This is a genomic window from Rhizobium sp. BK491 (assembly GCF_014194925.1).
Lineage (GTDB): Bacteria > Pseudomonadota > Alphaproteobacteria > Rhizobiales > Rhizobiaceae > Rhizobium.
Window position 1 is genome coordinate 452,185 of sequence record NZ_JACIAR010000001.1, and the last position, 11,775, is coordinate 463,959.

Consider the following 11,775-nt stretch of genomic DNA (forward strand, 5'->3'; position numbering starts at 1 on the left):
TGTTTCAGTGAATTGGAAACGACAATGACCCAGCCTATCTCGCCCCTGCTTCCGATCTCCTATTCGAAGGAAGTCGCTGCCGCCAAGCTGCGCGGTGCGCCGATCGTTGCGTTGGAATCGACGATCATCACCCACGGCATGCCCTATCCTGGCAATATCGAGATGGCTCGCAGCGTCGAAGCGATCATCCGGCAGGAAGGCGCGGTACCCGCGACCATCGCTGTCATCCATGGCACGTTGCATATCGGCCTGGAGCCGCAAGAGCTGGAAGCATTGGCCAAGACGGAAGGTGCGATGAAGGTTTCGCGCGCCGACATTGCCTTTGCGATCGCCGAACGCCGCACGGGCGCGACCACCGTTGCCGCCACGATGATCGCGGCCGCCCGCGCCGGCATCAAGGTTTTCGCCACCGGCGGCATCGGGGGCGTCCATCGCGGCGCCGAAGAAAGTTTCGATATTTCGGCCGATCTTGAAGAGCTGTCCCGCACCGGCGTCATCGTCGTCTGCGCCGGCGCCAAGGCGATCCTCGATATTCCGAAGACGCTCGAAGTGCTCGAAACCCGCGGCGTTCCGGTCGTCACCTACGACAGCACCGAGTTTCCGGCCTTCTGGTCGCGCTCATCCGGCCTGACAAGCCCGCTGACGCTGAACAGCCCGGCGGCCATCGCCAACTTCCAGACGACGCGCGAGCAGCTGGGCATCGATGGCGGCATGCTGATCGCCAATCCGGTTCCGGAAGCCGACGAGATTCCGCGCGAGGAGATGGAAATCTATATCGAGCGGGCCCTCGACAGCGCCGAGCGCGACGAGATCACCGGCAAGGCGGTTACGCCCTATCTGCTGAGCACGATCTTCGACATCACCGAAGGCCGCAGCCTCAAGACCAACATCGCGCTTGTCGAAAACAATGCGCGTTTGGCCGCGGAAATCGCCGTAGCTCTGGCGGACTAATCAAGGCCCTCGTCACAGGAACGGCCGGGTGTGCGAGCGCCCGGCCGTTCTCTTTCTTTCAAGTGAGAGAGAACAGACCCAGCGCTGACCTTAATTCGGCAAGCGTCGCCTCTGTCCGTTCCCTCGCCTTTCGCGTCCCCTCCCGCAAGACTTCCATCACATAGTCCGGTTCAGCAGCATAAAGCGCACGACGCTCTCTGATCGGCGCGAGCAGCGCCTGCAGGACATCCTCGAGATGTCTCTTCAAGGTGACGTCTCCAAGTCCGCCGCGGCGATAATGCTCTTTCATCTCTTCGACGAATTGCCGATCCTCGCAAAAGGCATCGAAATAGGTGAAGACGATGTTTCCCTCGACCTTGCCGAAATCGCTGACACGCAGGTGATCCGGATCGGTATACATGCGCCGCACCGCATCCCTGATCTCATCGGACGATGCCGAAAGCGGGATCGCATTACCCTGCGATTTGCTCATCTTCGCCTTGCCGTCGACGCCGGGCAGACGCCCGATAGCCGGCACCATCGCTGTTGCCTCCACCAGAACGTCTCGCCCGATCTGCCGGTTGAGACGGCGAACAATCTCGTTTGTCTGCTCGATCAACGGCGCCTGATCCTCGCCGACGGGAACGACGGTCGCCTTAAAGGCGGTGATATCGGCGGCTTGCGCGACCGGGTAGCAGAGAAAGCCGGCCGGCACGTCGCGTTCGAAACCGCGCAGCTGGATCTCCGTCTTGATCGTCGGATTGCGCTCCAGGCGACTGACAGTCACGAAATTCAGATAGAGTAGTGTCAATTCCGCGAGCGCGGGTAAAGCGGATTGAACGCAGATCGTTGTCAGCGCCGGATCGATGCCGACTGCAAGATAGTCCGTGGCGACTTCAAGGACGTTGCGCTGCACTTTCTGGGGATCATGCGCATTGTCCGTCAGTGCCTGCGTATCCGCCAAGAGCAGGAATTGCTCATGGCTGTGCTGAAGTGCAACGCGGCTTTTCAGCGACCCGGCATAATGGCCGAGATGGAGTGGACCCGTGGTCCGGTCGCCCGTCAGGATGACGGGACGATTATCGGTAGGGGAAAACATTTCATTGCTCCGCAAAAGGAGCCGCCGCAATCGGGAAGGGAAAAACGGAAATGTATAATGCCTGCCGGATTACGGCGGCAGGGTCGATTTCAAGACATGACGACTGCCGCTCCTAGAAGGAGCGCCACCACATTTGGAAAACGGGCTTGGCGAGGTCGATCATGGTCGGTTGATTATACCGTTGCGCCTCAATCGGCAACATGGAGAGGCGCGAAACGCCTCCTTCTTAATTCTTGTCCAGGGTCTCGCGTACGACGACGGCAAGCTGCTTCAGCGAGAATGGCTTCGGCAGGAAGCCGAATTGCGCGTCCGCTGGCAGGTTGCGGGCAAAGGCATCCTCGGCATAACCCGAAACGAAGATGAACTTCAGATCCGGATATTTCTTGCGCAATTCGCGCAGCAGCGTCGGCCCGTCCATCTCGGGCATGACGACGTCGGAGACGACGACATCGACCTGTCCGTCGAGCTCCTCCATGATGTCGAGCGCCTCAACGCCGGAGCCGGCCTCGTGGACGGTATAACCCCGCGTCTCAAGCATGCGCTTGCCACCGCGGCGTACCGCCTCTTCGTCCTCGACAAGCAGCACGACAGCGGACTTGCCTGTAAGATCGGCCGGTTCTTCCGAAGAAGGGGCGACACCCGCACCCTGGTCCATGGCCGTAACATCGCGGCTTTCCGACACTTTCGCTTCGGTTACCGAGGGCATTTCCACGATGTGCCGCGGCAGGAAAATGCGGAAGGTCGTTCCCTTGCCAACTTCCGATTCCGGCTGGATGTAGCCGCCGGATTGCTTGATGATGCCGTAAACCATGGCAAGGCCGAGGCCGGTGCCCTTGCCCACTTCCTTGGTCGTGAAGAAAGGCTCGAAAATCTTGTCCATGATCTCAGGCGCAATACCGGTTCCGGTATCGCTGACCTCGACGAGCACCATATCCTCATGCGGAAGGTAGGGATAGTTGAAGGCGCTGACATCGGCCGCGCGCAGATTGCGGGTGCGCAGCGTCAGCGTACCGCCGCCCGGCATGGCATCGCGGGCATTGACGCAGAGGTTGATCAGCACCTGCTCGAACTGTGAGAGATCGGTTTTCACAGGCCAGAGGTCGCGCCCGTAATCGACGTCGAGTTTGACATGCGTACCCGATAGCAGCCGGTCCACCAGCATGCGCAGATCGCCGATCACATCCGTCAGGTTCAGGATCGTCGGCCGCATGGTCTGCTTGCGCGAGAAGGCGAGCAACTGCCGCACCAACACGGCCGCACGATTGGCATTGCGCTTGATTTCCATCAGATCCGCAAAGCTGGCATCGGAAGGCCGCGCCTGCAGCAGGAGATGGTCGGAAGACAGAAGGATCGCCGTCAGAACGTTGTTGAAGTCATGCGCGATGCCGCCTGCGAGCGTGCCGACAGCATTGAGCTTCTGCGTCTGCGCCATCTGGGTCTCGAGCGCCTTCTGCTCGGTCACCTCGACCGCATAGACGATGGCAGCCTCTTCCGGCGCCTCGTCGGTCTGGTCGATGACGGCATTGACGTAGAAGCGGAAATGCCGCGTTTCGTCTTTCGGATTGCGGGAGTCGATCGGCGGAATGTCGCCCTGCCGGTCCTTGGCGGCCGCCAGCGCCTGCTGCAGCTGCGGCCGGTCGCTGTCGTTGACGACGCTCTCCAGGGCAGCACCGCGCTCGATATCGTCGCGCGAGACCAGATCCGAGAAAAGCTTCAGGAAAGGCGCGTTCGTCCGCAGAATGCGGCCGTTGCCGTCAACGGACGCGATTGCCATCGGCGTATTGTTGAAGAAGCGGCTGAAGCGCATCGCGGCGGCGGAGGCCGATTGCTCGGTATCCGCACCATTCCGGCGGGTCAGGACGATGGTGCGGCTCTCGCCGGGAGCGCCGTCGCGCATCGACGTGACGCTGTGGACGATCTGCACTGGCAGGCTTTGGCCATTGGACCGGCGCAGATCGAGATCGAGCGTCACCGTCTTCTTGAGACCCGGTTCCGCCTGCACCGATTGGATCAGCGCCAGCCCCTCGCCGGCCACAAGATCGCCTATGGTCATCGAGCCCGGCACGAATTTCGTCAGATCGAAGCCCAGCCATTCGGCGAGCGTCGCATTGAGATAGAAGATCTCGCCCTTGCGCCCCGCGGAAAAGAAGCCGGCCGGCGCATGGTCGAGATAGTCGATCGCGTTCTGCAATTCCTTGAAGAAACGTTCCTGGTCATCACGCTCGGAGGTGATGTCGGTAATCTGCCAGATATGCAGTGCCTTGTTGGCGCCTTGCTCGGCCGGCAGCACGCGCGCCTTCAGCCGGTACCAATGCGCCCCATTGCCGCTTCCATCCACGGGCCCGAGCGGCTTCAGCAGGCGGAACTCCTCCGATCCTTCCTTGCCATCGCGCAGGCCATTGGCGAGACGATAGAGAGCCTCGTTGGATTCGCGATTTCGCGACAGCAGCATCTCCAGCGACTGCACTTCCGTCGCCTTCGTCGCCCCGGTCAGCCGGCCATAGGCGGCATTCGCATAGACGATGCGCCCCTTCTCGTCCGTGATCAGCGTTCCGTCCGGATGACTGTTGAGGAAGGACCGGGCCAGACTGTCGGACTGAGGCTGCGGCATGACCTCGACAAAGCCGATGATCGAGGAAACCAGGAAGAAGATGCCGACCATGGCGAGAATGCCGAGGCCACCGAGAACCGCTTCGTTGTCGAGCTGGTTCTTGAAGACGACGAAAGCCGCAGCCGCAGCCACGAGAACGAGCGCAAGCAGGATGATGCGCAGCACGGTTCCCGAACGAACCCCGCGATCCACCAGCGGCACGCTATACTCGTCGGACGGACGCTGCTTTGTCATGAACCCCTCGTATCGGCCGTTCTCCTCGCGACATGTCATACACGTTTAGGGGTCGCCGGAGTCGGACCTTTCGAATCTTCTTTATCAAGTTGCGTCATCGGCAAAAAGCTTTGCCGGGCCAGAAAGGCTTGAATTCACAGGCAATAGAAGACAACAGCCTGCAATCGCATCTTGTCTCCGGCGCAATCCTGTTCATATGATCGCCGTATAGAAGGGTCACGGTCAAAGCATTACCCGCGGCAGTTGCGCCTACTGCATAATTCCTTAAACAGGATTCAATTTAAGGATAAAATTATGCAGTGGATTTAAAGTACTACAGCGACCTTTGCGCGTCACATGTGACGCGCGGCGCTGTAAACCGCAACATCGGGGACAATTACGGAGTATCTCGACATGTTGGACGATATCGCCGGAGCCTATGGCAGCCGTTTCTTTCTCGCAGCCGGTGGAGTTGGCATTGCCCTGCTCGTGCTCATCGGCATTCTGTGGATCATGCGCAACCGAGCGCCTTCTCCTTTCGTGCGCGGCGGCAAGAACCGTCAGCCTCGCCTGCAGGTGTTGGATGCCGCCGCCGTCGATGCTCGCCGCCGTCTCGTGCTCGTGCGACGCGATGGGATCGAGCATTTGATCATGATCGGCGGCCCGACGGACATCGTCATCGAATCGGGCATTTCCGATGCCACACGCGCTGGAACCTCCGCAACGCCGGTCGATATTCCCATGGCATTTGAAGAGAGGCAGTCGCAGCAACAGAAGGCGGCTGCGGTGGAAGCTCCTCCCGCAACGCTTCCGCAGCCCCAGCAAACCGCTGAGGACAAGATCGAAGCCTATCTGCGCAACGAGCCGCGCCTCGAGCCTACGGCGCAACCAACTCCAGTACCGCAGGTGGCCGAACACCCGCAACCCGCCGCCGTCAGGCCACAGCAACCGGCGTCCCAGGCGGTGCCGACTATCAGCGAGACGGAAGCCGCCGACATACTGGACGCTGCCCGACATGTCGTCCTGCCTCAGCAACAACCGGCTCCCGCACTCCCGGCAACAGCCGAGCCTACCCCTGCACCGACGCCATCGGTCGAACCCGGCAATGATTTCCAGCGTATTCTGGAAGCGGAAATGTCGAAGAACCTGACCGCCGAACGGATCATTCCGAACGCGCCGGCACCGCGACAGGTGCAGCAGCAACCAAATGCTGAACCATCCACGATCCCAAGCCCGGCAAAACGCGTCGAACCGGAGCTCGCTCCGCTGACCGGAGCGGACAGCGCTCTTCAGAAGGAAGTCGCTCGCATCTTTGGGGAAATGAGCGTCAGCCGCGACAAATAAGGTGCGGCCTCTCAGAAACGCCGGAATTGAAAAAGGCACGACGGAGATTTCCATCGTGCCCTTGCTTTTATTTAAGCCGGTCGAAACCGATGCTGTTACTACTCGTCGCGGTAAACCTTTTCGCGGCGCTCGTGACGCTCTTGCGCCTCGATCGACAAGGTTGCGATCGGGCGAGCGTCAAGACGCTTCAGGCCGATCGGCTCGCCGGTTTCTTCACAATAGCCGTACGTGCCATCCTCAATGCGCTGCAATGCGGCATCGATCTTGGAAATGAGTTTACGTTGGCGGTCGCGAGCCCGAAGCTCGATGGCTCTATCTGTTTCAGAAGAGGCACGATCGGCCAGGTCAGGATGATTTGCGCTTTCTTCCGCCAGATGATCCAGGGTTTCGCGCGCTTCTCTAAGGATGTCGTTTTTCCATGCCACCAGCTTCGCTCGAAAATAAGCTCGCTGATTCAGATTCATGAACTCCTCGTCTTCCGAGGGCACATAATTGCTAAGATCGATCTTCTCACTCAACGCGATTCTCCTGAAGAACATCTCATATGGCTGGGCTGTATATCCCAACCGATAGTGCCGATTCAAGCCAAATAGATGCTGTCAACTGATTTTTAAATTTGTCATAAAATTCAGCTAAGGGTCTATTTTTTCATCACTTCTTCTCATCGAGCCAGATTCGCGTCTTTCGTAACCTTCCCGTGATGATGGAGCATTTCGCCTTCTGACAGATCGCGCAGCAGTTGACGGCACCAATGAAGAGACGTTACCTCATGAGTGAAATCGAGCCTCGAGATCTTGCCATGATCAGCATTTCGCCGCCGCCCTCCCGGATCTATCTTCTACGCCACGCCGAGGCCATGCAGCCTGCACCCGGCCAAAAAGATTTCGACCGTCCCTTGAGCGACAACGGCTACGCCGCGGCCGAGATTGTCGCCGACGAGGCGGCTGATAAAGGCTACAAGCCCGACCTTGTCATTTCCTCCACCGCCCTGCGCTGCCGCCAGACCGCCGAGGCTATACGCCGCGTCGTCACGCCGTCGACGGAGTTCCGCTTCGTCGACGAACTCTATAACGGCTCACCGGATATCTATCTGTCACTCATCGCTGCGCAGACCGATCAGGAGTCGGTCATGCTGGTCGCGCATAACCCGGTCATCGAACTGACGCTTGCGGCCTTGATTGGACGCGATGCTCTGGCCAGCGCTCTTCCACGCGGATTTCCGACAGCCGGTCTTGCCGTTGTCGATTCGACGCCATCGGGCTGGGTACTGCTCGACTTTGTCACCGAATAGAGACTTCGGCGATATGGGCCGCAACGGCGGCGCCGCTGATTGCAGACACATATCCGCTCATCTTTTCGGCGCAAGTTTCCATCCCTATATTCACGGTCACGCTGTCATCCAGGGATCCCGTCTTGCCCCCAAGCCTGACCTCTTTTACCGACGACGCCCTCATCGCCTTCGACAATCTGGCCGATCGAGCCGCCGGTCTCGTCAATCCGACAATTCGTCTGGGCGTCACGGGCCTCTCCCGTTCGGGCAAGACCGTCTTTATCTCCTCGCTGGTACATAATCTCCTGAATGGCGGACGTCTGCCGTTGTTCGAGCCGGTGCAGTCCGGCCGTGTCTCCGCCGTTCGTCTCGAACCGCAGCCCGATGACGCCGTGCCGCGCTTTCAGTATGAGGATCATATCCGCGCGCTCGTGAAAGACCGCGTCTGGCCGGATTCGACAAGGGCGATTTCCGAGCTGCGCCTGACGCTGGATTACCAAAGCGCCAGCGGCTGGAACCGCCTGTTCTCGCCCGGCCGCCTCTCGATCGATATCGTCGATTATCCGGGTGAATGGCTGCTGGACCTGCCATTGCTCGCCAAGGATTTCCGTACCTTCAGCGAGGAGACGCTGGCGCTGGCGGAGACCGGCATTCGTGCCGAACTGTCACGTCATTGGCTTGGCATAACGGAAGCGGCAGATATCGCTGAACCCGCGGATGAAATGAAGGCGCGCGATCTGGCCACGGCTTTCGCCGACTACCTGAAAGCCTGCAAATCCGACGAACGTTCGCTTTCCACATTGCCCCCCGGCCGTTTCCTTCTGCCCGGCGATCTCGACGGTTCGCCTGCCCTCACCTTCGCACCGCTGAAGTTGCCTTCCGAGGGCAATGCGCCAAAAGGGTCGCTATGGGCGATGATGGAGCGGCGCTATGAGTCCTACAAGGCCGTTGTCGTCAAACCCTTCTTCCGCGAACATTTCGCCCGGCTTGACCGCCAAATCGTTCTGGTCGACGCCCTGCAGGCCATCAACCGCGGACCGGAAGCGGTGCAGGATCTCGAACGGGCCCTGACGGATGTGCTCGCCTGCTTCCGTCCAGGCACCAACTCCCTCCTCTCCTCGCTGCTCGGCCGCCGCATCGACCGTGTGCTGGTGGCCGCGACCAAGGCCGACCATCTCCATCATGAAAGTCACGATCGGCTGGAGGCGTTGACACGCCGTCTCGTCGATCGCGCCATTGAGCGCATCGGCATGGCCGGAGCCGGCATCGATGTGATGGCCATCGCTTCGGTGCGGGCGACCCGCGAGGCAACCGTGACCCGCGATGCGCAAACGCTTCCCGTCATCGTCGGCACGCCGATGGACGGCGAAACCATCGCCGGCGAGACCTTCGACGGTCATCGCAAGACAGCGGTCTTCCCCGGCGATCTCCCGGAAAATCCCCGCTGGCTGTTCGAAGCCCTTGAAGCCAATGGGGCAAAGGTCCATCTGCCCGAAGTGAATGTCGTGCGGTTCCGTCCGCCGGAGCTGGAAAAAACCGGGGAAGGCATCAAGCTTTCGGTGCCGCATATCCGCCTCGACCGCGCCATGCAGTTCCTGTTCGGAGACCGCCTCGCATGACGAAATCGACCGAAAACGAGCCGAACGGTAATCGTCGTCCCGGCGCCTTCGCGGTGGAACCGGAAACCTCCAAAAAAGAGGCAACTGCGCCAGCGGTTCGCAAGCCGCAGAGCTTCGATACCGATATCGTGCTGACGCCCGACGCGGAAGATCCGTTCATCAATCCGGCCCTCGGTGCCGATGCGGATGCAACTGCCATTGCAAAGCCACGCCGCAAAGGATTTTCCTTCGGCAAGGTGGCACTCAGCGCGCTCGGCATTCTGGTATCGCTCGCTTTCGGCCTCTGGACGGATCAGCTCATCCGCGACCTGTTCAGCCGGGCCGATTGGCTCGGCTATACTGCCCTTGCAGTTGTGGCCGTCGGCATCCTGGCCGTGTTTGCCATCGTCATTCGCGAGACGGCCGGAATGATGCGGCTCGCTGCTGTGCAGAGCATCAAGGCAGAGGCGGACGCCGCCATCGTCGAAACCCGGCCGGCGCGCGCCAAAGCGTTGGTCAAGCGACTCTGCGCCATTCTGGAAGCCAATCCGGACACGGCAAGAGGCCGCGCGACCCTGAAGGCGGCAGAAGACGATATCATCGATGCGCCGCAACTGATCGACCTCGCCGAACGCGAGCTGCTCGGCCCGCTCGACCGCCGCGCCCGCGCGCTGATTCTCGGTGCCTCGAAACGGGTATCGGTGGTAACTGCCGTCAGTCCCCGTGCCCTCGTCGATATTCTCTACGTTCTCTACGAAGCGGCGAGACTCGTCCGCGCCATGGCCGAGCTTTATGGCGGTAGACCCGGAACGCTCGGCATGGTCAGGCTGATGCGCGATGTGATCGCCCACCTGGCCGTCACCGGCTCCATCGCAGTCGGCGACAGCATCGTCCAGCAACTGATCGGCCACGGCCTGGCGTCGAAACTGTCGGCGCGTCTTGGCGAGGGCGTCGTCAACGGCATGATGACCGCAAGAATCGGCATCGCCGCCATGGACCTCTGCCGGCCGCTCCCCTTCAAGGCGCTCAAGCGTCCCGGTATTGCCGATTTTGCCGGCGACCTCACGCCGAGCGTAGGCGGCCGCAATCCTGCATGAGGACCTGAAAATCAGGCGCTTCGGCATTCAGGAAACCAAGCATTAACCATTCTGCGGCAAAAGTGACAATCAGTTTCACGGTTCCGCCTCGCTAGGGAATGTCCATGTTTTCGCGTCGATTTCTTCTTGTAAGCAGCCTTGCAGCCGCAGCCATCTTCACCGGCGCCTGGGTGCAGTCGGCCGACGCGGCGCCCCGCGACAAGGCCTTCTTCCAGTCGATCTCCGGTACCTGGAGCGGCCCCGGCGAAATCGTCGCCGGCAAGTACAAGGGCACGAAGTTCACCTGCAATCTCACGGGCAAGCCATCCGATGGCGGCAGCGCCGGCGTCAAGCTCGACGGCACCTGCCGCGTCGGCGTCTTCCAGCAGCCGATGTCGGCCGAGATCACGCAGAATGGCGGTTCCTACAGCGGAAAGTTCCTGGATGGCGCAGCCGGTAAGGGCCTCGACGTGACATCAGGCGCGGTCAACGATAACACCGTCGTTCTCGGATTGATCCGCCAGAAGCTCAACGGCGCCATGATCGCCCGCGTTGCGGACAACAAGTCGATGAATGTCACAATCTCCGTGAAGGTCGGCGATCAGATGGTCCCGGTTATCGGCGTCACACTGAAGCGTGCAGACGTCGACCAGATGGCGGTCGGGTCGATCCAATAGCGTTGAACGAGAATCCATAAAGACAAAGGCCGGCAATTGCCGGCCTTTGTCTTTATATATCCATGGGGTCCAGTTCAGGCTGTCCGCCACCAGTCACGGCTTTCGTCCGCGACCTCGATACCTTCGATATCAACATCCTGCAGCCAGTCGGTGATCGTGCGGCCCTTCACCACGAGATCGGCGGCAAAATCAGCAAGCGGCATCAGCACGAAACCACGCTCGACCATTCGCGGATGTGGAATGGTGAGCAACGGCTCGGCCTTTTCCAAATCTCCATAGGTCAGCACGTCGATATCGATCGTGCGTGGTCCCCAGCGTTCGATCCGCACCCGCTTCATCTGCCGCTCTATGTCGAGGCATACGTCGAGCAGGGCTTCCGGCGAGAGTGTCGTATCGACGGCAGCACAGGAATTGTAGAAAAAGGATTGGTCCGTCTTGCCCCAGGGCGGCGTGCGGTAAAGCCGCGACACCGAAACCACCCGGCAATCGGCGCGCGCGTCCAACGTACGCAGGGCGAGCGCCATGGCGTGGACGGGGTTATCCAGATTGCCGCCCAAACCGAGCGTCGTCCGCACGGCTGCACCCTCAGGCAAAATGCTCAATGCTCACCTGTACATAATCGAGAACGCCCGGAACCGGGGCATTGGGCTTGCGTACCGTGATTTTGGCCCGGCGGATACTCGGAAAACGACGGCACAGCTCCTTGGCCACATCGAGCGCCAGCGCCTCGATCAGATAACGCCGGCGACCTGTCACGATTTCCTCGATGACGCTGAAGGCGACGCCGTAATTGACGGTATCGTCGATCGAATCGCGCTCCAGCGCATCGCCGGCTTCGACATCGAGTTCGGCATCAACGAAGAAGCGCTGGCCGAGGAATTCCTCCTCGTCATGGACGCCGTGCCGGGCAAAGAAGGCGCAATTCTGAAGAGTAATGGTGTATGTCACAGCGCTCAT

The 11,775-nt window shown here is 60.4% G+C and carries 11 protein-coding genes; 6 read left to right on the forward strand and 5 right to left on the reverse strand.

The genetic code is table 11. The features are described from left to right. The first annotated feature begins 24 nt into the window (after window positions 1-24). A complete protein-coding gene (locus tag FHX05_RS02345) occupies window positions 25-951 on the forward strand; it encodes a pseudouridine-5'-phosphate glycosidase (RefSeq protein WP_112334725.1) in 927 nt (308 codons plus the stop codon). Window positions 952-1,009: 58 nt separating this feature from the next. Here FHX05_RS02345 and trpS read toward each other — a convergent pair whose 3' ends face one another. Continuing rightward, window positions 1,010-2,029: a tryptophan--tRNA ligase gene (trpS, locus tag FHX05_RS02350; protein ID WP_183870555.1), complete on the reverse strand. Its 1,020-nt coding sequence runs from the start codon at window positions 2,027-2,029 to the stop codon at window positions 1,010-1,012. Window positions 2,030-2,255: 226 nt separating this feature from the next. Then, the gene (locus FHX05_RS02355) at window positions 2,256-4,874 is read right to left on the reverse strand and encodes a PAS domain-containing sensor histidine kinase (protein WP_112606376.1); all 2,619 of its coding nucleotides are present in this window, start codon (window positions 4,872-4,874) and stop codon (window positions 2,256-2,258) included. A 393-nt stretch (window positions 4,875-5,267) separates the two neighbouring features. Here FHX05_RS02355 and FHX05_RS02360 point away from each other — a divergent pair, with 393 nt between their 5' ends. After that, window positions 5,268-6,197: a flagellar biosynthetic protein FliO gene (locus tag FHX05_RS02360; RefSeq protein ID WP_183870556.1), complete on the forward strand. Its 930-nt coding sequence runs from the start codon at window positions 5,268-5,270 to the stop codon at window positions 6,195-6,197. 98 nt (window positions 6,198-6,295) lie between these two features. On the opposite strand, the gene dksA is transcribed toward FHX05_RS02360, so the two are convergent. Then, a complete protein-coding gene (gene dksA, locus FHX05_RS02365) occupies window positions 6,296-6,715 on the reverse strand; it encodes an RNA polymerase-binding protein DksA (protein WP_015340076.1) in 420 nt (139 codons plus the stop codon). Between the two features lie 281 nt (window positions 6,716-6,996). Here dksA and FHX05_RS02370 point away from each other — a divergent pair, with 281 nt between their 5' ends. From FHX05_RS02370 to FHX05_RS02385, 4 genes are all read left to right on the forward strand, one after another. Next, window positions 6,997-7,488, forward strand: a complete 492-nt coding sequence (locus FHX05_RS02370) for a histidine phosphatase family protein (RefSeq protein WP_183871169.1) — start codon at window positions 6,997-6,999, stop codon at window positions 7,486-7,488. 122 nt (window positions 7,489-7,610) lie between these two features. Continuing rightward, window positions 7,611-9,086, forward strand: coding sequence for a YcjX family protein (locus tag FHX05_RS02375; protein ID WP_183870557.1), 1,476 nt, complete (start codon window positions 7,611-7,613; stop codon window positions 9,084-9,086). Then, window positions 9,083-10,162, forward strand: coding sequence for a TIGR01620 family protein (locus tag FHX05_RS02380; protein ID WP_183870558.1), 1,080 nt, complete (start codon window positions 9,083-9,085; stop codon window positions 10,160-10,162). The genes FHX05_RS02375 and FHX05_RS02380 overlap by 4 nt, the downstream gene beginning before the upstream one ends. A 104-nt stretch (window positions 10,163-10,266) precedes the next feature. Next, on the forward strand, window positions 10,267-10,818 hold the full coding sequence (locus FHX05_RS02385; RefSeq protein ID WP_112334718.1) for a hypothetical protein: 552 nt from the start codon (window positions 10,267-10,269) through the stop codon (window positions 10,816-10,818). A 74-nt stretch (window positions 10,819-10,892) separates the two neighbouring features. On the opposite strand, the gene folK is transcribed toward FHX05_RS02385, so the two are convergent. Both folK and folB read right to left on the reverse strand, forming a co-directional pair. Further along, window positions 10,893-11,420 (reverse strand): 2-amino-4-hydroxy-6-hydroxymethyldihydropteridine diphosphokinase, encoded by a 528-nt coding sequence (gene folK / locus FHX05_RS02390; protein WP_210294795.1) that lies wholly within the window; start codon window positions 11,418-11,420, stop codon window positions 10,893-10,895. Next, window positions 11,404-11,775, reverse strand: coding sequence for a dihydroneopterin aldolase (gene folB, locus FHX05_RS02395; protein ID WP_112398356.1), 372 nt, complete (start codon window positions 11,773-11,775; stop codon window positions 11,404-11,406). Before folB ends, folK begins: the two co-directional genes overlap by 17 nt.

What these genes read in the sequence shown, in the direction of transcription:
- FHX05_RS02345 (WP_112334725.1), top strand. Translation starts at nt 25, where the DNA reads ATGACCCAGCCTATCTCGCCCCTGCTTCCGATCTCCTATTCGAAGGAA.
- trpS (WP_183870555.1), bottom strand. Translation starts at nt 2,029, where the DNA reads ATGTTTTCCCCTACCGATAATCGTCCCGTCATCCTGACGGGCGACCGG.
- FHX05_RS02355 (WP_112606376.1), bottom strand. Translation starts at nt 4,874, where the DNA reads ATGACAAAGCAGCGTCCGTCCGACGAGTATAGCGTGCCGCTGGTGGAT.
- FHX05_RS02360 (WP_183870556.1), top strand. Translation starts at nt 5,268, where the DNA reads ATGTTGGACGATATCGCCGGAGCCTATGGCAGCCGTTTCTTTCTCGCA.
- FHX05_RS02370 (WP_183871169.1), top strand. Translation starts at nt 6,997, where the DNA reads ATGATCAGCATTTCGCCGCCGCCCTCCCGGATCTATCTTCTACGCCAC.
- FHX05_RS02380 (WP_183870558.1), top strand. Translation starts at nt 9,083, where the DNA reads ATGACGAAATCGACCGAAAACGAGCCGAACGGTAATCGTCGTCCCGGC.
- FHX05_RS02385 (WP_112334718.1), top strand. Translation starts at nt 10,267, where the DNA reads ATGTTTTCGCGTCGATTTCTTCTTGTAAGCAGCCTTGCAGCCGCAGCC.
- folB (WP_112398356.1), bottom strand. Translation starts at nt 11,775, where the DNA reads ATGAGCGCTGTGACATACACCATTACTCTTCAGAATTGCGCCTTCTTT.